The organism is 'Nostoc azollae' 0708 (genome assembly GCF_000196515.1).
Lineage (GTDB): Bacteria > Cyanobacteriota > Cyanobacteriia > Cyanobacteriales > Nostocaceae > Trichormus_B > Trichormus_B azollae.
On the sequence record NC_014248.1, the window covers coordinates 1,453,854 to 1,475,298 of the forward strand.

Annotated in this window: 18 protein-coding genes and 3 pseudogenes; 10 read left to right on the top strand and 11 right to left on the bottom strand. The window is 36.7% G+C overall.

Annotated features, from left to right (window positions below; all coding sequences use genetic code 11):
* The first annotated feature begins 37 nt into the window (after positions 1 to 37).
* On the top strand, positions 38 to 256 hold the full coding sequence (locus AAZO_RS37245) for a C4-dicarboxylate ABC transporter (protein ID WP_081462721.1): 219 nt from the start codon (positions 38 to 40) through the stop codon (positions 254 to 256).
* A 154-nt stretch (positions 257 to 410) separates the two neighbouring features.
* Positions 411 to 812, top strand: a pseudogene (locus AAZO_RS06640) (protein kinase domain-containing protein); the annotation flags it as partial.
* Here the strand turns inward: AAZO_RS06640 and AAZO_RS06645 are convergent.
* From AAZO_RS06645 to AAZO_RS06655, 3 genes and pseudogenes are all read right to left on the bottom strand, one after another.
* Positions 762 to 2,143: pseudogene (locus tag AAZO_RS06645) on the bottom strand (ATP-binding protein). The pseudogenes AAZO_RS06640 and AAZO_RS06645 sit on opposite strands and share 51 nt — an antisense overlap.
* Before the next feature lie 150 nt (positions 2,144 to 2,293).
* Entirely contained in the window at positions 2,294 to 3,556 is a 1,263-nt protein-coding gene (locus AAZO_RS06650; RefSeq protein ID WP_013190649.1) for a tellurite resistance TerB C-terminal domain-containing protein, read from the bottom strand.
* A 124-nt stretch (positions 3,557 to 3,680) separates the two neighbouring features.
* On the bottom strand, positions 3,681 to 5,009 hold the full coding sequence (locus AAZO_RS06655; RefSeq protein WP_013190650.1) for an ATP-binding protein: 1,329 nt from the start codon (positions 5,007 to 5,009) through the stop codon (positions 3,681 to 3,683).
* Positions 5,010 to 5,119: 110 nt separating this feature from the next.
* Here AAZO_RS06655 and AAZO_RS06660 point away from each other — a divergent pair, with 110 nt between their 5' ends.
* The 5 genes from AAZO_RS06660 (at position 5,120) to AAZO_RS06680 (ending at position 9,898) form a co-directional block, all read left to right on the top strand.
* Positions 5,120 to 5,437, top strand: a complete 318-nt coding sequence (locus tag AAZO_RS06660; protein WP_013190651.1) for a TMEM14 family protein — start codon at positions 5,120 to 5,122, stop codon at positions 5,435 to 5,437.
* 768 nt (positions 5,438 to 6,205) lie between these two features.
* The gene (locus AAZO_RS06665) at positions 6,206 to 7,441 is read left to right on the top strand and encodes an aminoglycoside phosphotransferase family protein (RefSeq protein WP_013190652.1); all 1,236 of its coding nucleotides are present in this window, start codon (positions 6,206 to 6,208) and stop codon (positions 7,439 to 7,441) included.
* Positions 7,442 to 7,491: 50 nt separating this feature from the next.
* Positions 7,492 to 8,583, top strand: a complete 1,092-nt coding sequence (locus tag AAZO_RS06670; protein WP_013190653.1) for a T3SS effector HopA1 family protein — start codon at positions 7,492 to 7,494, stop codon at positions 8,581 to 8,583.
* Between the two features lie 78 nt (positions 8,584 to 8,661).
* Positions 8,662 to 9,111 (top strand): acyl-CoA thioesterase, encoded by a 450-nt coding sequence (locus AAZO_RS06675; protein WP_013190654.1) that lies wholly within the window; start codon positions 8,662 to 8,664, stop codon positions 9,109 to 9,111.
* A 154-nt stretch (positions 9,112 to 9,265) separates the two neighbouring features.
* Positions 9,266 to 9,898: a hypothetical protein gene (locus AAZO_RS06680; RefSeq protein WP_013190655.1), complete on the top strand. Its 633-nt coding sequence runs from the start codon at positions 9,266 to 9,268 to the stop codon at positions 9,896 to 9,898.
* Positions 9,899 to 9,909: 11 nt separating this feature from the next.
* On the opposite strand, the gene AAZO_RS06685 is transcribed toward AAZO_RS06680, so the two are convergent.
* From AAZO_RS06685 to menA, 3 genes are all read right to left on the bottom strand, one after another.
* Entirely contained in the window at positions 9,910 to 11,256 is a 1,347-nt protein-coding gene (locus tag AAZO_RS06685) for a 2-succinylbenzoate--CoA ligase (protein ID WP_013190656.1), read from the bottom strand.
* Positions 11,257 to 11,405: 149 nt separating this feature from the next.
* Positions 11,406 to 12,323, bottom strand: a complete 918-nt coding sequence (locus AAZO_RS06690; RefSeq protein ID WP_013190657.1) for an o-succinylbenzoate synthase — start codon at positions 12,321 to 12,323, stop codon at positions 11,406 to 11,408.
* Complete coding sequence (gene menA / locus AAZO_RS06695; RefSeq protein WP_013190658.1) at positions 12,323 to 13,222, bottom strand: 2-carboxy-1,4-naphthoquinone phytyltransferase; 900 nt, start codon at positions 13,220 to 13,222, stop codon at positions 12,323 to 12,325. The genes AAZO_RS06690 and menA overlap by 1 nt, the downstream gene beginning before the upstream one ends.
* A 300-nt stretch (positions 13,223 to 13,522) precedes the next feature.
* Here menA and AAZO_RS06705 point away from each other — a divergent pair, with 300 nt between their 5' ends.
* A complete protein-coding gene (locus AAZO_RS06705) occupies positions 13,523 to 14,938 on the top strand; it encodes an isochorismate synthase (RefSeq protein WP_013190659.1) in 1,416 nt (471 codons plus the stop codon).
* 141 nt (positions 14,939 to 15,079) lie between these two features.
* Here AAZO_RS06705 and AAZO_RS06710 read toward each other — a convergent pair whose 3' ends face one another.
* Together AAZO_RS06710 and AAZO_RS06715 are read right to left on the bottom strand one after the other, a co-directional pair.
* The gene (locus tag AAZO_RS06710) at positions 15,080 to 15,313 is read right to left on the bottom strand and encodes a DUF4351 domain-containing protein (protein WP_228371547.1); all 234 of its coding nucleotides are present in this window, start codon (positions 15,311 to 15,313) and stop codon (positions 15,080 to 15,082) included.
* 221 nt (positions 15,314 to 15,534) lie between these two features.
* Complete coding sequence (locus AAZO_RS06715; RefSeq protein WP_013190660.1) at positions 15,535 to 16,842, bottom strand: glutamate-5-semialdehyde dehydrogenase; 1,308 nt, start codon at positions 16,840 to 16,842, stop codon at positions 15,535 to 15,537.
* Positions 16,843 to 17,099: 257 nt separating this feature from the next.
* On the opposite strand from AAZO_RS06715, the gene AAZO_RS06720 reads away from it, so the two are divergent.
* Complete coding sequence (locus AAZO_RS06720; RefSeq protein WP_013190661.1) at positions 17,100 to 18,653, top strand: cation:proton antiporter; 1,554 nt, start codon at positions 17,100 to 17,102, stop codon at positions 18,651 to 18,653.
* On the opposite strand, the gene AAZO_RS06725 is transcribed toward AAZO_RS06720, so the two are convergent.
* Both AAZO_RS06725 and AAZO_RS06730 read right to left on the bottom strand, forming a co-directional pair.
* Positions 18,650 to 19,153: a DUF3124 domain-containing protein gene (locus tag AAZO_RS06725; RefSeq protein WP_228371548.1), complete on the bottom strand. Its 504-nt coding sequence runs from the start codon at positions 19,151 to 19,153 to the stop codon at positions 18,650 to 18,652. The two genes, AAZO_RS06720 and AAZO_RS06725, sit on opposite strands and share 4 nt — an antisense overlap.
* 135 nt (positions 19,154 to 19,288) lie before the next feature.
* Positions 19,289 to 19,972, bottom strand: a complete 684-nt coding sequence (locus AAZO_RS06730; RefSeq protein WP_013190663.1) for a potassium channel family protein — start codon at positions 19,970 to 19,972, stop codon at positions 19,289 to 19,291.
* Positions 19,973 to 20,205: 233 nt separating this feature from the next.
* Here AAZO_RS06730 and AAZO_RS06735 point away from each other — a divergent pair, with 233 nt between their 5' ends.
* Entirely contained in the window at positions 20,206 to 20,697 is a 492-nt protein-coding gene (locus tag AAZO_RS06735) for a hypothetical protein (RefSeq protein ID WP_041639600.1), read from the top strand.
* 248 nt (positions 20,698 to 20,945) lie between these two features.
* On the opposite strand, the pseudogene AAZO_RS33445 reads toward AAZO_RS06735, so the two are convergent.
* Positions 20,946 to 21,101: pseudogene (locus tag AAZO_RS33445) on the bottom strand (ISLre2-like element ISCst1 family transposase); the annotation flags it as partial.
* Between the last annotated feature and the right edge of the window lie 344 nt (positions 21,102 to 21,445).

Here is a 21,445-nt window from a genome sequence, read left to right on the forward strand (position 1 = left end):
TAATTTCTTTTTTTACTTCGATTTATTAGTCTAAGTTATGATTCATCTGTTGAATATCTTCATTTATCTGTTGACTCCTGTGGGCAGTATTCTTTCTTATTGCTTCTTATTGAGAATAGGTTTTAATGCTATTTTTGGTGCTTTACTGTTTCTCCAATGCCTTTTTTCACTGCGTATGTTTGTTTTTATACTCCCTTGGATTTCTCCTCTCCATAATTTCTCTCTATGGCACTTTAGGCTGCGGAATGTAGGTTAGATAGAAGAATATTCACAGAATACTGTGTTTCACACTAGTTGCTCACCTAACTAAGCTTACAGTAACCTAGTAACAAGGAGTTAAGTGATAAAAGTAACGAATCTGTGAAGTTAGCAACATGACAAATTAAAATTTGGGTGATTTTGCCAAAGAAATGCTATTAGTAGATTATGAAGTGCAGCAGCAACTCGATAAAAAAGCAGGACGGAGGACGCTGCTAACTCATTTTTTACAAACTCAAGAACTAGTAGTGGTTAAACTACTGATATTTGATGATGAGTTTCAATGGCACGATTTAAAGTTGTTTGAAGGCGAAGCTAAAACCCTCAAATCACTTTCTCATCCAGTTATTCCCCACTATCTAGATTATTTCGAATTAGATACACAAACCTACAAAGGATTTGCATTAGTACAGAGTTATCTTCCTGCTGAATCTTTGGAAACTCAACTGAAGGCAGGACGCAGTTTTAGTGAAGAAGAAGTTAAACAGTTAGCAAAAGCATTACTAGAAATTCTTAAATATTTGCACAGTCAGCAACCACCTGTTATTCATCAATAGTAAACTAAATTCGGCTGCATCATCATCTAAATCACCATCTTCACCTGCTAAGATGGGTTTAAAATTAGCACACTGAATTAATTCACTAAGTTTCATTTCTGGATTTTGATCAATAACATTTAACACGCTAATAAAATCTCTAATGATTTCCCCTGGTGTCAATAATGCTTCTGCACCTAAGCGATTGATAATTTCTGGGACAAATTCTTTTAAATCACTATTTCTTAATATTTATTCATAGCTAAAATTAAGAGTATGAATATCTGTTAAACGCTGTAAAAGTGTGAGTATTTATGTTTCTGTTAGGTGGTTGAGACGAATCACAGATCCTATGTATTCTTGTACATTGGCTTGGGTAACAAATCGGCTTTCTTTGGTGCGTCTGCGGCAAGCTTAGTCTGGAAATAGTCCACGATTTGGGTTGGGTCTTATAAAAATTTTGTTGTTCCACCAATACAAATACCAAGATGTTCAGCTTTACATTGCTTGGTATCATTAAAGATTTCTAAAAGTCCGTTGTCTTTTTTTTCATGAGTAACTATGGTAGAAATTTGATATAAATTTACAGCTTCATCTACTAAAATTAATAGTCCTTTATAGCCAATTTCGGCAACAAATTTACCTAATAATTTGATATGATAAAATAAAGTCTCATCATCAATGATGACGCGCACTCCTAAAGCTGCTTTAGCTTCAGTTTTGGTGTTAAATTCTCCTCTTAACCACCGTAAAGAGGCATTTTTTAATTGATCCTCGTCTAAGCGATAGCTCCGCCAATAGGCTATAATGATACTAGCCAAATCAAAGGAGTGAACTAAGTCTTCAATATACTGAATTACTTCTCGAATTTTTGTTTCTACTTGGTCATCAAAACCTTCATCCTTGGGGCGCATTCCAGTTTCTTTAGCTACTTCTTGCTGGATTTTATTAATCCATCCTTCTAATATCGAAACTAAAGCACCACCATCAGGACGGGTTTTTGTAGCGACATGACTCATTAATTCTCGATAGGTTGCTAAACCCTCATTGTGACTTCCTGCTAGTCTGCGTTCAGAGGATAAATCAGCGTCAGCAACTATAAATCCTTGCTCCATTGCACGGTTACAAATCATTTGCAGCATGAAGCTTTTACCTGAGCCGTAGTTACCAATTATAAATCGAAATGCAGCTACAGCTTCTGCAATATCGTTGGGATTTTGTAATAGGCTATTTATTTCTTTTTCTCGACCTACTGCTATATGTTCAATTCCTCTTCTGGGTACTACTCCTGCACCTAGTGAATTAATGAAAGCAGTGGATACTTTTTTCGAGGTTTTGAGCTTTGTGATGTAGTTGAAATTACTGGATTTCTAATCTCTATTAGAAATAGCAAGTATATCATACCCAGTTGGGATATATGTTCTTGGTCGATTTTAACTATCTAAAATCCGTTTATATCAGATATGTCAGCTATTGAGTAATATGATTATTCTGATTGTTTAGGATTGAGTAATTAATTCTTCATGCTTGGTGAGCATTTTTCTCAAATTTAGTATATGATCTTGATAAATTTCGGGGATTTCTGCATCTGTTTTAATAACTAGTTCCCCAAGGGTAAGATTGGCAACTTCATTTATAGCATCAATTAATAAATTTGGCATGGTCATATGTTCTTCGGCGATTTGCTTGATAATAGCCTTGGGATTATCTTGAGCAACTATGGCTTTTAATACGTGAATTTGGTTTGTTGGCAATTTTTCTAGAAAATTACTCCATTCTGGTGGTAAATTATCTGAAGTAGGACTTGAAGGATCTACGGGTTCTAGTATTTCATCAAAAGGAAATAATTCAAGATCTTCTTGTGTGTTTTCAGTTAATGCGTCTTGATCGAGAGTTTCCATGTTTTGGAGTAATTCCCAAACTTGGTTTTGCAACAAGTGGCGCTCATCTTGTAATAAAGAGATTTGATTGTGTAATTGGCTAATTTCTGATTGTTGTGCTTGTTTTTTGGTGTATAGGTCGGTGAGAATATTTTCGAGATTTTCTCTGGCGGTTATTGTATGTGTGAGTAAGTTATTCTGATTGGATACTTTGATTTCTAATTCGTGAATTTCGATTCTCAGTTCATAAAGTTTTTCGTCTAGTTGGGGTTTGAGTCGATTGATGAGAACTAGGTTATTTTCTATCTCCTGTTTTTCTTGCTTGAAGGCTTCAATTTGTGCTTTTAGTTGGGTAATTTCTGAACGAAATACGTTACAATTTAGTTCTAGACGGCGTTTTTCTGCTGCGAGTTCAGAGCAAGAATTATTAAGTTTCTCTGTATTATTTTGTAGTTTATGCAGTTCGGTTGTGAAATTATTAATTTCTAATTCTAACTGCTTTTTTTGTCCGGCGAAGGTCCCTAGCTCTCGATGAAGGCTATCTCTTTGATTACGACATTCTGCGATCTGATTTTGTAGTTGTTGTGATTCTGTATAGAGGATGGTTTTATGTTCTTCTACTTGTTTAATTTCTCTAGCAATCCGATATTTTAATCCTTCCAGTTCTCTAATTCTTCTATGCAGAGAACTTAAAACTAGCATTTCATAATTTCTACGCCGTTTATCAACAAATAATGCGGCTGAATAGGTTGCTAAGACGGTAATTATAGCTGTGAGTAAGGCTTTAGTAAAATCCCAGTTGGGGACTAAGCTTAAACCAAAACTGACACTAAAGGCAAATACACATAGAATTAATCTATTGCTGACTATTGCTGACTGCATATTGCTTGTTTTTAGCGTAGTAAATTTGTCCGAATTAGTAGTTATTAATGTCATTATCTTTCACATTTTCTTGTCGTTTAAGTTGATTGGGATTATTTCTAATAAAAGTTGATAATTCAGTTAATTACAGGCTATTTTTATTTTCTCTATCTACAGATAAATCTGCTTTTAAGAAGTCTATAAGCTGCTGTGCCGTGCGTCCAGAACGGCCATTATGGCGACTTACCCATTGTAAAGCTTTGTATTCTAAATCTTCTTGATTGAGATTAAGATCCACTTGTGCTGCTAAACGTTGAACAATTTTTAAATATGTTTTTTGATCTGCTGATTCAAATGTTAATGTTAGACCAAAGTGATCCCTAAAGGAAAGCTTCTCCTGCATTGTATCCCAAGCATGGACTTCCTCGTCATCCTTGGGGGTGGGTCTATCATTAAAATACTCTCGAATTAGGTGACGACAGTTCGAGGTAGCATAAATTACTACATTTTGTGGTTTATCAGTTAAACTCCCTTCTAAAACTACTTTCAATACTTTAAAAGCATCATTATCTTCCTCAAGGGAAAGATCATCGACAAAAATGATAAATTTTTGTGGTATCCCCCGCAACTGTTCGATAATTTGCGGTAAGTTTTTTAACTCTGGTTTTGTTACTTCTATCAAACGCAGGATTTTGTGACCATTTTCATGTAGCAAGGATTTGACTAAAGAAGATTTGCCAGAACCCCGACTACCGTAAAGTAATAGGTGCAATGCTGGCTGTCCTAACAATAAAAACTTGGTATTTTTTAACAATGTATCTTTTTGCCACTCATAACTTAGCAATGTATCTACTTTAACTGGAGCAGGATAGAGGATACCAGTAAGATTCCCATTTTGCCAGCGAAAAGCCCGATATTGTGCAAATAAACCTGTTCCGTATTGCTGATAATAAGCGACTAAATTTTCGACAGCATCCGCCCATGTTTCCAACTGTAGAAATGAGAAAATAAAATCTATATCAATTTCTATGCTTTCTGATTCTTGGTACCACACCACCGGGGAAACTGGCAAATGAGCAACAAATTGCACCCACTCACTTAAAATAGCACTGTTACAATCATATAAATTTTGTAATATTTGTAAATCATGTTGGGCTGCCGCAACCAAGGCGGTTGGTAAATCAGCAAATGCTCGTTGTTGAGCTAATCTAGTAAAAGGGTTGTCAGCAATGAGAATTTGACGAATTAAGTATTCTTCCCAAGTTTGTTTGCTGGCAGCTAAAGCTTGAAAGTAATTACCGTAAGCTTGGAGACAGTTCCGCCCATCGGCATCACTGTAACGTATAGATTGTAATAGATCAAGAAATGCGATCGGCACTTCGCCTTGAAGGACAGATTGGTAAAGTAAAAGAGATGCTGCTTGACGCTGGAAAAATTGAACTTTGGTGTAAAAAGAGGTATTTACCGTAGACATCGCTTGATAATCCATCAATCAACTTTAATTTCCCACTGACTCTATCAGATTTTTGATTGATACCACGGATCAATCCGGGGCTTTGTAACATAAAGGAATTATTGGTAACAATGAATTTAGGTATAGTTGTCGCTTTTGGCTACGGCATTTTAGCATTAGTAGGTGGGATCATTGGTTATATTCAGGCTAAGAGCAAAGTTTCTTTACTAAGTGGTAGCATTAGCGGTTTCTTGATCATCTTTGCTGCCTACAGTCAACTTCAGGGACAAACCTGGGGTTTAACTTTAGCAGCTTTTGTTACTGGTATTTTAGTAGTTTTTTTTGCCTTTAGACTAGCTAGAACACGCAAATTTATGCCTGCGGGCTTGATGATTATTTTTGGTATTCTGACATTAGCAATAATAGTGAATCAAATCTTTGCTTCTTAGTAGCCACCTGTGTTTATTCAGAATTCAGAATTATGGCTTGCGTCACGCTGCGCTACCAGGAGAAAGAATCAAGGTTTTTCGCCTACATCCCTATTTTGTATAGGAAAGGACAAGGCGGTTAGGACATCAATTGATAATAAAACCCATATACCAAAAGACCTTTCACACTGTCACCTGCTATAACTCGCAGCTTGGGTTATTCATGTTTAAGTAAACATATACATTTCCTGAACACCAGTAAATCTATTAGTACATTAATATTATTAAATAAGACTATGATTTTTACAACATCACAGTAAATATGAATAAATAACTCCTGTAAAATGACCTACAAGAGTGGAATTAAAAGTATTTAACCCCTTCGTTACATCACGAATAAACACAAAAAATTGAATGCTGTTTCCTGTCACCAGTCATCTATCATCGGTAACAGATATTTCTTGAGAGCCAAAAACATTGACTAGCAATCATAAACTAGTTAGTAAACTTTACGATCAATAGCACTTAACCACATAACTCTATATATACTAGAGTTATTAATGTCAATCTTGTAAAGATTTTATGGTATTGTCAGTATACTTTAAAGGAAACATAAAGGTTATTTTGCCATTTTGGCAGGTTTACCAGGCATAAATAAGATATTACTAGATAGTAGTAATCGTGATTAATGCTTACTCCCTTCTGATTACCTACCGAATCATCATTAGTCTAAATCAACTCTGACTTCAGTAGTTCTCTCAGCAACTTAAGAAACTAGGAAAATCATACATGATATTATCACTGTCTTCTCAAAATGTTATTCAGTATCTGCAAAATGTAGGTCTGTGTAGCTTAGAAGATGGCACCTTATATGAATCTGAGTTGCCAGAAAATAGCGGTAATAATCGAAATTTATTGGTGAATCTGCCGGATAATCGTAAACTGCTGGTTAAACAAGAACGTCGCCTGAATTTTGATAGCAATATCCATCAATTCTTTAATGAGTGGCTATTTCACCAATTACTCCAAAAATTTCCAGTTCTTGGCAATATTTCGGAGCTTCCATCATTATTACTACATTTTGACGAAGAAAATTCTATTATTGTTCGTAGTTATTTAAGCGAATATGTGGAACTAGGTAAATTTTATCAAAATAACAGTATTTTTCCCACAGAAATCGCCACCGCTATTGGTACCACACTAGCAGGATTACATTGTTCCACTTTTCAACGACGAGAGTATCAAGATTTTATGGATACTGCTCCCCAAGGACAGTTTCGCTATCACTTTTATAATCCTGCTCAAGGAATAGGTTCAATTAATCAAGATATTTTTAGCAAGATCCCCACTGAAGCACTGAAGTTTCATGTTCTCTATCAAAGGTACGAAAGTTTAGAATCAGCAATTGCTGACTTAGCTTATGAATGGAAGCCTTGCTGTTTGACTCACAATGATTTGCAGTTAAACAATATTTTGGTACATTCCCGTTGGCAACAACTAGATAATTGCTTAATGAGAGTAATTGATTGGGAAGCTTGCGCTTGGGGAGACCCAGCTTTTGATTTAGGAACTTTATTAGCAAGTTACATCAAAATTTGGCTTTCAAGTTTGGTAGTAGATCCCAGTTTAGAGTTAGAAGAATCTCTAAATTTGGCAATGATTCCCCTAGAAATTATTCAACCTTCTATGTTGGCTGTAATTCGTGCTTACCTCCAGGCTTTTCGCCTGATTTTAGATGAACGCCAAGACTTTATTTTGCGTGTGATTCAGTTTACAGGATTAGCACTAACTCACCAAATTCAAAATATGATTGAGTGCTGCAAATACTTTGATAATACTCACATCTGTATGTTGGAAGTGGCCAAAAATTTGTTAATTAGTCCTGAAGAATCTGTATTAACTGTTTTTGGAAGTTCTGAAACCGAAATCCTGCAATCTGTCAAAGGCTACCACAAAATAGTTCAATCTGAAGAAAAGCAACTACTGCGGATTTATTACGGAAAAACGCGTCTACGCGGTTGCTAGTAATTCTAGATTTTTTTATTTAGAATAAATTTGGAGGTGCAAATTTATTAATGTTAAACAATTCTACTAATGAGATCCTCAATTCTTTATTTGATATTGCCGCCAATATCCAAATTGAACCTAACTTCTGTATTCAACATCCCAACTATCAACCTTTTGCTCTACCAAATACAGTAGCAAATAGATTTCAACAGAATTCACCAGATTTACAACATAAATATCTAGCTCTACTTTTGCGAAATTTTCTACATGGTATTTATTATAATGGTTCACTCCAAACAGCTTTATCAATAAATGCTAATCATGGGAATTACTCATCACATAAAATTTTAGAGCACAACTCTAACGTGGGCATTGATTGGGACTTTTATGAACAATTACACCAGCACAATCATGGTAATGGTCATTATGATTGTAATTGGGAAGTTTTGCGACTAGAACCTGATGGGAGTTTAGCAGTGACAAAAAATGATTTAACATTGTATGTTGAAGCAGAATGTTATCTGAAATCCCGTAAAGAATATGCAAAAGTGGGTGATTTAACCGCTATTTGGATGCCTAAAAATCGCTTACAAAATGGCTGTTATGTGGCAGTTAGTAATCTAGGACAGGAACGCCAAGATACAGGAGATACTAATTTGGGAGTAGGGCGAATTTATTTTAATTTTAGTTCGTTCGGTGCGATCGCACTAATGGATAGCCTAACACAACATCTTAACAACGCCAATATTCCCTTTAGCTTTGAAGTTCTTTATAACCCATCAACTTATGGGCGTTATGATGCAGGCGTACTTCACTTTGAACTACAAGATTATGCCATAATTCACAAAATTCTCCAGATAGTTTATAAACAGCACCAATCTTATTTTCAGCCACAAATTCCCCTATTTACCAAATTTCTAGCACCCGGACTAAGTTTAGCAGAAGCACCAAGCCAAAAATTTGCCCCACAGGAAAGTTTTGGTATGAACCGATGTCAAATAGTTGCTAATGCCTTATTAGAAGCCTGGGAAAAAGGTAAAAATGCCATTGAAGAACGCATGAGGATAATTGACCAACATTTTGCACAGAATTTAATTGATGTCCAGCGTCCTTACTTGAACCCCAGTTCTGAAGATATATATATCCCATTAAATTCCTAACCTTGGTAAGTAGAGTAACATAAGTTTATAGAGCAGGTATTACGCCTGCTTTTTATTTTTATTGAGGAAATTAAAAACATGATTTTCACATATAAACGCACGATAAGATTTCAAGATACTGATGCCGCTGGAGTCGTTTATTTTGCTAATGTTTTAAGTATGTGTCATGAAGCCTACGAAGAATCTCTAGGGCATTCAGGTATAAATATTCATAATTTTTTCACTCGTCCATTTGTGGCTTTTCCCATTGTTCATGCTAATGTAGATCTTTTGCGTCCTATGTATTGTGGTGATAAATTGATGATTAGTTTAATTCCTCAAAAAATAGGTATGGATAAGTTTGAAATTAGCTATGAAATTACGGTGAATGATGTAATAGTTGCCAAAGCAATTACTAGGCAGGTTTGTATTGATGTGAATAGTAGAACTAAGCAGGAATTACCAGATGAGATGATTTCTTGGTTGGAAACGAACCGCAGAGATGCAGAAGGTGTAGAGAGAAGAAAGTCCAGAGAGGAAATTATGTAATTCGTAATTCGTAATTTGTAATTAAGAATTAACCAAAAGTGTATTCGTGTTTTCAATGCGGCACAGATCACTGAGGAAAGGTCAGATCTTGTATTGATAAGGTTTGCATTTTATAAAGTGGAAAAACTGGGAATCTCGTCCCTCTATCGTTACCGTGAGTGTGGTTGCTGGTTTCGCTGGACTAATTACTCTTGGATGTGGAACCTTTGCAACTTATAGTGGACAAAACCCAAATATCAATACTTCAAGCGAAAATGTTTCTGCTAATAAAGGCGAAAATAACTCAACTATAAATACTGATAGTGAAGTTATTTCTGCAAATGCTTCTGAAGAAGTGTCTCTACAACAACAAAATATGGCATACAGGGAAGTAAGGAAACTTATTATACAACAGGATTGGAGTCCAAACTTACAAGGTGAATCGCCAAATCTCCGGGATATTTTGGTTAAGGAACTATTTGACTTAGGATATAAAGAAATTAAAGATTCTTCAGGCACAGGAGAAGGTCCTTGTCGATTTGAGTTTATCAATAACAAAGGAGAATTGTTAGTTGTAGTTGCTACAATAAGGGGATATGAAAATACAAAAAGTTTCGTAAAAACTTGGTGGGTTGAAAAAAATTTAAAATATTACTCAACAAAGTTCATCCAACAAAATTGCTTGTGGTTTTTATTGGCTAGGAGGCACGAGTCAAGGTTTAGAAGTTCAAGGATAACGATAAATAAACCTTTTTCCAAACCTCTCACCCACAGGGAGAGAGGCTTTAAAAGCCCTACTAGAAGCTAGGTAAACAAAAATTATATATTTGGTAGAAAATCTTCAGCAATTTGTTGTATTTGTTGGCGGTTAATTTTACCTTGGGCGTTACGGGGTAAGTTTGGTAGGGGAATCCAATATTTAGGAATTTTGAATTTACTCAGTTGACTTTTGAGTTGGGTTTCAATTTCTAAGGTGCATCTATTTGGGTGTTTAGGAATATAAATAGCTGTTAATGCTTGTCCCCAATATTTATCCGGTATACCAATTACACAAACATCAATAATCAGGTTTGTTTTTCTAATCGCTGATTCTATTTCTGCTGGATAAATATTTTCACCACCTGTAATAATTTTGTTGCTGCTGCGTCCAATAATATGTAAATATCCGTCTGAATCTAAAAAACCAATATCATCAACTAAGAAATGACCTGGATTTATCCAAAGTTGTGGATAGTACCCTAACGCCAATGATTTAGCTTGAATATTGAGATTTTCTGTTAAATTGTCAATGGTGATTTTGGCATGGGGAAGAATATGACCACTGTTAATTTTACCATTCAGAAAATCATCAGGTTTCAGAGTAGCAATTTGAGAAGCCGTTTCTGTCATTCCGTAAGTAGGTCCTAACCTAATCTGATGAAATCTCGCTTCTTCTAAGAGTTCATCCCATGGTGGCGCACCTCCTAAAAGCACAGTTTGAAATTGAGATAACCACTGGGTTAGTTGGGGATTTTGCAGTAACCGTTGTAACTGGGTAGGAACTAAAGATATAAAAAAATTTGAAACATTAATATTTGCTAATTGATAAGATTCAACTTCTTTAAATGGACTAATAACTAATTTACCACCTGTAGTAAAGCTTCTCATAAATTGCATTAAACCACTGACATGATATAGGGGTAAAATACAAAGAGAATTAACTGCATTTAATTGAAAATATTCTGTAAACCCTTGTACAGAAGCCGTTAATGTTTCCCAAGTATGAATAGCAAATTTAATCTTACCCGAAGAACCACCTGTAGGAATCATAATATAATTGGTAATTGGTGATTGGTAATTGCCGGTTGCTGGTTGGAAACTAATATTATCTAGTCCCCAAACTATATCCGGTTGGACTAAATCAAAAACTTGTTGCCATTCATTTTTTCCCCAGTCTGGGTTACATAAAAAAACTGGACATTTGGCAGCACAAGCAGCGATGAAACTAGCTAGGAATCGGACTGGTTCACGTTCAGCCAAAATTATTTTTGGTGGTTTTTCTTGTGTTGATAATTGGGATAGTTGTAAATATAGTTCTGTGGCTATTTGGTAAAAATATTGGCTATTGTTACTAATTAACCAATCCTGATTTTTCAGGTTTTGTAGATAGTCTAAAGGTTGTTCCATAAACTTTCAGCTAGTTTGAGTCTTTTTCTTATGACTTCGCAAGTGTCACACTCAAGTCTCTTGTAGTCTCGTTTAGGGTGCGTCAGACCTATAAACAGATTTTCGACATCTGACGCACCCTACTAATCTGCCAGTTGCGTAAGTCCTGTTTATGCAAAAAAGTGGTTGATACCAAAACCTACTGCGCGGTTATTTCTGGATAGTTCTGCTGCTAATTTTAGTGCTGCTTCTCTACCAATTGCAGTTTCAAATACAGATGAAAATACTACATCAATTTGATGCTGGTGACAAAATTTCCTTAACTGTGATGGTGAACCAACTATACCAGGTTTAATCACAAAAATCCCTTCCCAACCTTTTTTATAATAGTCTTCAAGTTGTTGCAATGTGGCGACAGATTCATCTAAAGCGATTTTTGTATTATACGCATTACTTAATTCCAGTATTTCTGGGAATTTATCAACAGGTAGAGGTTGTTCAATAAATTCAATTCTATTTTTTAGATTTTCGCAAGTTGTCAACCATAATTTAGTTGATGCATAGCTCAGTCCACCATTAGCATCTAAACGCAGTTTTGCTGATTTGGGTAATTCCTGAATCAGTGAATTAAAAATTTTTATTTCTTTGGATGTTTCATCAATACCTATTTTCCATTTTAATGTTTTATATCCTTGTCTCCATAAGGTTTTCCATTGGTCTAAAGCTGTTTCTCCTGCTGGTAATAAGGCGCTATAGGTGAGATTTTGGTAATTTATAGATTCGTGCTTTCCTAGTAAATTTTCTAATGCTGATTCAAAACCAAATTGACAAGCTGGTAATTTATCTGGAATATCAAAAATTATTTCTGGTGTAATTTCTCCTGGTAGTTGACTACAAAAATTTAAAGCTTGTTCTAGGGTTTCAGAACCAAACCAATGAATAGGGGAAATTTCCCCCCAACTAACTTTACCTGTAATATCCACAAGCCTGATAATTACGCTTTCACGAATTTCCCAAACTCCATGATTGGTAATTACAGGACGAGTGAATTTTTTACTAATAGGACGATAGGAAAACTGATAAACCATTAGCCCAGCATAAATCCTGTACCAAATAATAAGCAACTCCAAAAATGTACAGTTACAGCAATGAATTTACAGTTACTAACTTTATCTGGTAAATCGTGATTTTCTAGGACATGACGACATAATTTGAATGCAAAGGGTAAACTTACCCAACTTAATAGCGTCCAAATTGGGAAAACTCCTAATCCAACCAACAACAAAGACAAGGGATAAATACTAGCTGTAAACCAAACTAGGACTTGTGCGCTCTTCTGTGTACCTAAACGAACAATAGGCGATCGCTTTCCTGCCGCTATATCATCCTTAATTTGGTGAAAGTGTGAGCAAAATAAAACTAAGCTAGTGACAATACCGACAATCACGGAAGCGGCTAAATTGGTGATAGACCAAGTTTGTGTTTGACTGTAGTAGGCTGCTGCCATTCCCAATGGTCCAAAAGCAACAAAACAGAGAATTTCGCCCAAACCCTGGTATCCTAGACGAAAGGGAGGTCCTTGGTACATATAGCCCAAACCGCAGCATAGCAAAATTATACCAATTACAGTCGGGTCTTTTTGCAAAAGGGCGATCACAATTATCCCCAACAAACCCGAACCTAAACATAAATTTCCTAACCAAAACATTAACTGCTTATTACCAGATAAGTTCACCAGCGAGTGATGTTTATTTTTATCAATCCCTGTTTCCGAGTCAAAAACATCATTACTGATATTTTCCCAAGCCAGAATTAAAATCGCTGCAGTCATAAAAACTGCAAATATTACGCCATTAAAAATTTTAGTTTCTGCAAAAGCTACCCCTGAACCTACCCATATAGGCATAATAGCAACACTATACATCGGCGGTTTAATAGCCGCTATCCATAATTTGTTTTTGGGCATTGATATATGATTTCTAGTCATCAGTCGTGATGAATTAAATTACCAAAAATTTACTTATCAATTAGATTTTATAGTTTAGTGAGACATTTAGGGGTGGTGAATTGCCAAAAAATGCTAACTTTGTGATTGCTGGTTTACCTCATGGTCATAAAACTTGGCTTTACATTTTGCAGCCACTAAACAGCCTTGGTTCTGGGAAACCCCAGAACCAAGCAAATTTGAGGCTGGTTAATTGGCCACTGAATATGTTACCTATAGAAATAGGACCACAACTTATTACGCTTTAGGAAGATAACTTAAAAAAAATTAACTTACACATCCATGACAATGTCACCATGTCGCAGCCGTTGCTTTGTAGACTATGAAGATTTGCATCAATTGCTGTTAGCAGTTCAAGAAAAGTGCTGTGAAAATCATAGCCAGCAAATTGTTAGTATTTCTCTACAAATTGACTTGATTGATCCTTTAGTGGTATTGGATAAATTTGCCCAAGCAAATACATTAAATTTTTACTTTGAAAATAGAAGTAAAGGTGAAGCCATTGCAGCCATTGATGCTGTAACCAAATTAGAGATTACTGGTAAAGACAGGTTTAGTAAGACAGAGGAGTTTATCAAAGATTGCCTCAGAAATGTCGTCAACTTTGGCAATACAAATCAATCATTTGCAGGTATGCACTTTTTTTCTTGTTTTAGTTTTTTTGATCAGCATCACCAAGCAGATTATCCATTTCCAGCCGCTACTATTTTTCTACCTAAATTGCAAGTAGCTGTAAAAAATTTATCCTGTACTTTAGTGGTGAATAATTTGATTCATGCCAATATTAATATTCAAACCATATTACGAGAATTACAAAATGAAGTCAAAACTCTCCAATTTTTATCACATTATTCTCCCAACATTGAATTTTCTCCATCTAACTTTAACAAAAGTAAGATTACCAATTCCCACAGTTTCAAGCATTCAGTATCATCAGCTTTAGAGAAAATTGCATCTAATCATTTAAGAAAAATTGTTTTAGCAGATGCTTTAGATGTCAGAGCATATAATTGTTTTAACTTATTCAAATCCTTAAATAATCTGCGACAACTACATCCTAACTGTTATGTTTTCTCTACCAGCAATGGTAAAGGACAAAATTTCATTGGTGCTAGTCCAGAACGATTAATTAGTATTCAAGAACAGCAATTAATAACAGATGCTTTAGCAGGTTCAGCACCCAGAGGAAGAACACGTAATGAAGATGCAGCTAATGCCAAGAATTTAGTTAATAGCAACAAAGAAAAGCACGAACACTCCCTAGTTATTGATTTTATCACCCAACGTCTATCACAATTAGGTTTATTTCCGCAAATTTTAGCCCCACGTCTGCGACAATTATCCAATATTCAGCATTTATGGACACCAATTACGGCTGTAGTACCTGTTAACATCCATCCGTTCAAAATCCTTTCCCAATTACATCCTACACCAGCCGTTGCAGGTGCACCCAGAGATATTGCTTGTGCAGAAATTCGCCGTTATGAAAATTTTGAAAGAGGTTTATATGCCGCACCCCTGGGTTGGGTAGATGGCAACGGAAATTGTGAGTTTATTGTCGGGATTCGTTCAGCATTAATTGATGGGGATCATGCTAGACTATATGCAGGTGCTGGTATAGTTGCCGGTTCCGATCCTGATAAGGAATTTGCGGAAGTGCAACTTAAGTTGCAAGCTTTACTCAAAGCGTTGGTTTAACAGATACCACAATCTGGAAGAGTTTTGGAAAATTGGTTATGGATGTATTCGAACTCTGATACATCCCCCTTATTTAAGGAGGATCGATAGGGTTTGAAAAGTTTTTAAATATCCTCTAACCAGCGAATCACATAAGCTTGACTATAAAAATCTAAAAGTGCTTCTGCTAAACTTTCTATATTGAGTTGTAGACAACTGATTCATTCTCTCTTCTATCTGAGGTTCAACAGTACCAAATCGATGAGAAACTAAACGGAGAATTAATAACACCTCTGCTTCTTGTTTTCCTTCCTGTTTACCAATTTGCAAACCTTCCTGTTTTCCTTCCCACTTTCCTTTTTGCAGGATATCTTGATAAATTGCAGATTGTTGCATAATTTTCTCTCGGAATAGTTGTTGAATTATGTCTTTTTCAAACCGCAAACCAGCTAGAAGCTGTAGGTATAATCAGTCAGGTAAAATAGGTGTTTTTTATCATAAAACCTTATAGCGATGATCAATCACGCATAAACAGACAAAACATTGATTTGGTATCAATCCATACAGTTGGACTTTGTTTGTCTACCAGCAATTTATCATCGCTACTTTCTTGAATTTTATTCCAAATCACGATGGGTAAATGATTTCCCATTAGCTCCTGTGTAGCTGCTAACAATATGACCATCACCAGACATTTGATATTTATATGTCACCAAACCCTCTAAACCCACAGGTCCCCGAGGTGGCATTTGTTGGGTACTAATTCCTACTTCTGCACCGAAACCATAACGGAAACCATCGGCAAAACGGGTAGAACAATTATGATAAACTCCCGCTGCATTTACTAAAGCTTGAAAAGTTTCTGCTGCTGCTACATCTTCCGTCACAATTGCTTCTGTGTGCCGAGAACCATATTCCCTAATGTGGCTTATGGAATCTTCTAAAGAATCAACAATTTTAATTGCTAAAATCAAATCACCGTATTCTGTTTCCCAGTCTATTTCTGTCGTACTACCAAGATTAGGTAAAATTTCTAAAGTGCGTTCATCACCTCTTAATTCTACATTTTGTGCTGCTAAAGCTGCGGCGATTTTTGGTAAGAACTCTGAAGCAATTCTATTGTGAACTAATAAGGTTTCAATGGCATTACAAGCAGCAGGATATTGAGTTTTAGAATCAAGAGTAATATTAATGGCTTTATCAATATCAGCCGCTTTGTCTACATAAAGATGACAAATTCCATCGGCATGACCAAGTACAGGAATGCGAGTATTTTCTTGGACGAATCTGACAAAAGAATTAGAACCTCTGGGAATAATTAGATCTACATATTTATCTAATTGTAAAAGTTCTAATATTTCTTCTCTGGTTGTTAGCAATTGTACCGCATCCGGGTTAACAGCCGTGTGAGATAATTCTTGTTTAATGGTTTTAACTATGACTTCACAAGAACGTAAAGCTTCTTTCCCACCTTTGAGAATTACACCGTTACCTGATTTAATTGCTAGAGAAACAATTTGAATTGCAGCTTCAGGACGGGCTTCAAAAATAATTCCTAATACACCCAAAGGACAGGTAATACGTTTGAGAATTAAGCCAGTATCAACTTCCCGGTGAATTTGTACCTTACCCACAGGATCATCTAATTTACCAACATCACGCACACCTGCGATGGCATCTCTTAACTTATGTTCATCTAACTGCAAACGTTTATAAAGAGGTTTAGCAATCCCTTCAGCCACAGCCGCTTGACAATCAGCCAGATTTGCTGTCAATATTTCCTCTTTAGCAGATTCTAATGCCAGTGCAATCGCATCAATAGCTTGATTTTTCTCCTCAGTCGAAAGCAAAGCTAACTTACTAGCCGCTAAACGGGTTTGTTGGGCAATCTGAACTAACGGAAAAGTAACTTGCACAGTAGTCATAACGAAAATAAAGTTAATTATAATAACCAAAGTCAATCAAGAGTGCTGAGTTACAAGATCGTAGTCCCTACACAACGAGCTTGCATTGAGTTTTTAGTGATGAGTAGGGAATCTAGTAAATCACTCAACACTCAAGTAATTACCAATTTTTGCACAAATGTGGTAATCATAGCTAATTTGTCGGACATGAGATTTAGTGCCAATCATCCCTTTAGCAAGGTCTATCAACAAAATTAAAATAAATCCTCAGTATGTAAATGAATATTACCGAATTAGTCAAGATTTCAGTTATTCTCCTGCTCGTTGCCACTGGTGTAGCTTTGGTATCTCGTCGTTTGGGAGTCCCTTATGTTACGGGTTTAGTCTTGGCAGGTTTGCCAATCACAGAACTATTATCTCGTCCCATTGGTTTAGATCCTGCTCTGGTTTTAAATCTTTTCCTGCCAATTCTCATCTTTGAGGCTGGTATCAACACCGATATCAGCCGTCTACGCAGCACTTTTAAACCAATTGCCCTTCTAGCGGGGCCTGGGGCTGTGCTTTCCAGTGCTATTATTGCCGTCCTATTAAAATTTGGGCTAGCACTGACTTGGATACCTGCTCTATTGATAGGAGTAATTCTGGCAAACACTGATACAGTTTCCATGATTGCCGTCTTTAAGGATATACCAGTACCCTCCCGGCTTTCTGCCATTGTTGAAGGAGAAACCCTTTTTAACGATGCCGCTGCCCTAGTTTTCTTCAATCTGATTTTGCAAGTATATTCCACAGGTTCACTCACATTACTAGAAGGAATCCAACAACTACTATTTATCTCTGTAGGGGGCTGCCTCGTAGGTTTAGTACTAGGCTACTTAAGCATACCTATATTTTCCCGTTTAGATGATCCCCTAGGCAGTCTCTTACTGACCGTCGCAGTTGCATTAGGAACTTTTCAAGTTGGACAATTCCTGGGTGTATCAGGCGCTGTTGCCGTAGTTGTAGCTGGATTAATTTTCGGTAATTTTGGACTGTCTGGGAAGACTTCCGCTTCCAGTCGTATTACCTTGTTTAGTTTCTGGGAATATGCCAGTTTTACTGTCAACACCTTTATTTTTCTCCTAATTGGTGTAGAAATAAACCTAGTGACACTTTGGAGAACTTTACCTGCTATTCTACTTGCTGTTTTAGTTTATCAAGCGGGAAGAATTCTGACAGTCTATCCACTACTGACAGCGGTTCGTTGGTTTGACCGCCCAATTCCTCTGCGCTGGCAACATTTACTCTTTTTAGGTAACATCAAGGGTTCACTTTCGATGGCTCTGGCATTGAGCCTACCCAGTATGCTGGCAGGTCGAGAATTTCTCATTACTTTAGTCTTTGGTAGTGTGTTGGTGTCATTAGTAGGACAGGGTTTAAGCTTGCCTTGGCTAGTCAAACGCTTAAAATTATCTAAAGTCTCAGAATCACAGCACCAAGTCGAAGAAATGCAAGCCCAACTGATTACAAGTAAAGCAGCACAGGATGAATTAGATAGCTTGTTGAAGTCAGGGGTATTACCAAAGGCCCTCTATGAAGAAATGCGTTCAGCTTATCAGGTAAGAATTGCTGGAGCAGAAAAGGTATTGCGAGAATTTTATAATCGCCGTCCAGACGAGTTTGCAGCTAAAAGTCATGATATTGGTAAACTAGATGCTATTCGCCGTCGTTTATTGCTTGCAGAAAAAGGGGCACTCAACGAAGCAATGCGGAAGCGAATTCTTTCCGAAGATATTACGCGAGGGCGGATACAAACTATCGATAAACAGTTACTCCAACTTGATGATGATTAATTTTGGTTTTTAATACCCTTGCCAGGACTGGTAAAAGAAATTCCTTGCTGAAAATCAGTACCAATCATGATTGCCTCTACTATCGGTTCAGAAACTTCTGTTGAGGCTACCCACTCGACAATAAAGTTTGCACCCAAACCACCACTGGTATCATTTCTATTGATAAGAACATCTGTTGAAGCCAGGGTATCCAGTTGAATAGGATGCTCTAAATATTGCTTTATAAATTTCCCATGTGAGTCATAGTAACGCACAGAAGTAATGATGATCGGTTTTTCTAAATCTGTATTGCGAATACTCAACGTGGCCGCAAAATTAAAAATTTCCTGTCGATTGTGATGATAAATATGAGAATAGACAGGAACATAAATAGTCTGACCCATTGCTATCTTGAAGTTTTTATCTAAGGTCACAGTTTTTTGAAATGAGATGGTTGGAGTAGTATTAGCTTGTGACTTAGATGGAATGTCTATTGATTGACAACATGTAAGCAAAGTCACTGCGACTATTAAATAAATAAAATAAATCTTTGGATATAGGTTCACTAAAACTATAGGAATCCTATTTGAGTTTTCAACAAATCACATAAACACTTTTTTATTCCCTATTCCCTATTCCCTTCTTACTGTCACCTGTCACCTGTTCTCACAACCTTCGATAAAATCAATAACTTGGTGTAAACATCCTGGTTTAGTCACAATCAGTACAGTCGAACCTGGTTCTAGCACTGTACTACCATTAGGAATCATTAAATCCTCGTGAGGAAGAGGTTGGTAGCCGATAATTAGTGAGCCAGTGGGAAACCGAGAATCTTGAGCAATTTCAGCAACGCTGCGACTAGCTACATAACAACTGTTGGGAATAGCGAGTTTTAAAACCTCAATCTGCCCCTGGTCAAAATGCATCATTGATTCTATTTGGGGATACTCAATGGCATTCACCATTGTGGAAACTGCTAGCTCGACGGTACTGATAATATGGTTTGCTCCTGCCAGACGAAGCGGTTCGACAAAATCGGGGTGACGCATTCGACTGATCATATGGGGAACACCGTAGTGCTTGGCAAGAGTTACCATCGCTAAGTTTAAAGCATCACTTCTGAGGACAGCTGCTAAGGAATCTGCTTTACGAATTCCAGCTTCTAACAACACTTCTGTACTCACAGCACTGCCTTCAAAAGCCATAGCTCCGACTTGTTCACGGGCGTAGCGGCAGGCAGTGGGGTCAATATCAATAATGGCAACAGTATGTCCTAGTTCTACCAACTTTTGAGCCAAAGACAGCCCTACTAAGCCTGCTCCACCAATTAGCACGTACATGGTTGCTCCTGACGCTCAAAAACGTTTTACTTTAACTTATATCAAATCCGTTGGAATAGGTGACAGTTATCAGTGGGAATAGGAAATATTTATTCTGAACTCTTGCTTCCTACCTTCTCCCTCCTAAAACTCCCTTTTCTTAAACTTTTACAAAATTCTGATCACGAATCCTAGATTATTGGGTATTTATGGAATATAATGAGACCCTTTTGCTCAGGGATATCATCATGTGATTGCAATGGGGCTTAGATACCTTTCAACAGGGGCGCTATCAAGACACAGTGTATCTCCTAGAGGAATTTTCTGAAAATTCTTTAGAATTTAATTCTCCAGATTATTTAACAGACCAAATGTGGCTGATGAAAGCTTATCAAAAAACAGGAAAAACTGAACGAGCCAAAATTCTGTGGCAAAAGTTAATCAATAGTGACAACCAACAGGTACGAGAATGGGCAGAACAAGACCGTCCATTTTTTTCCTCAGTTGCCACCAGGTCTAAAGCGGGACGTACAGCAACCATGGGTTTCAGCTTGGCTATCGCAGGTGTCGCTGGTAGTTTAGCCCTAGCATCTGGTGTTACCATCGCCTTACTATTTGGCATGGTTTTTGTTTTAAGTTTAAGTGTAGTATTAATTTACATTAGTAGCGATCCTTTAACCGATTTAGCGATCGCTATTGGTATTACCTTAATATTCAATCGGGAGCAACGCGATTTTGTGAGGTAGGGCAAAAAGTGTGCTTCTAGCTACGTCAATCACAGAGATCGCTAAAATATTTTTATGGAATCAAAGTAAAATAAATCACATCGAACAAATAAAATTCCAAGACAATATATCTTCTCAAAATATCCTACGAAGATTTGCATTCAATAATTTGTAGCTGGTGGGAATAAGCTGCTTATATCAGTAATTAAATAGCTAGGTAGTACTTAGCACAAAGAATTCTGTTAAATGGGAATTGTAGGTATAAAATATTAGACAGTTTCAAGATGGATAAAAGAGGTAAAAATGGAATTACAGAAATTATGCCAACTTCCACCTATCCATTGACAAGGAAGATGTAACATAATTTCCCCATTTTCTTTTAACCAAAATTTACTGTTTCCTTTTATTCTTAAATTGATAACTTGTATCTATACAATATTTTAATTGTACGGTAAATGATTTTTATCGATGCCTGTTTTGGGTTTAGCGAGCGCACACTTTTTGCCCCACCTCACAAAATCGCGTTGCTCCCCTGGTTGGTTTCGTCGCGGCGTGCTGGATGGACTTAATTCAACTAGAAGGCGAAAATGGCACAGTTATCAACAGCTATCATCCCTTTTGGTCATTTATACTCAGTCGCGGATCTATTATGCTGGGAGTGGTATTGATTGGATTTCTAAACGGCAAGTAATCTGCTGTCCAAGCATTTCTAATTTATCCAAGCTGTGTTTTTTTATGCCCCACATCTATCGTGGGGTTTCTTTTTTGG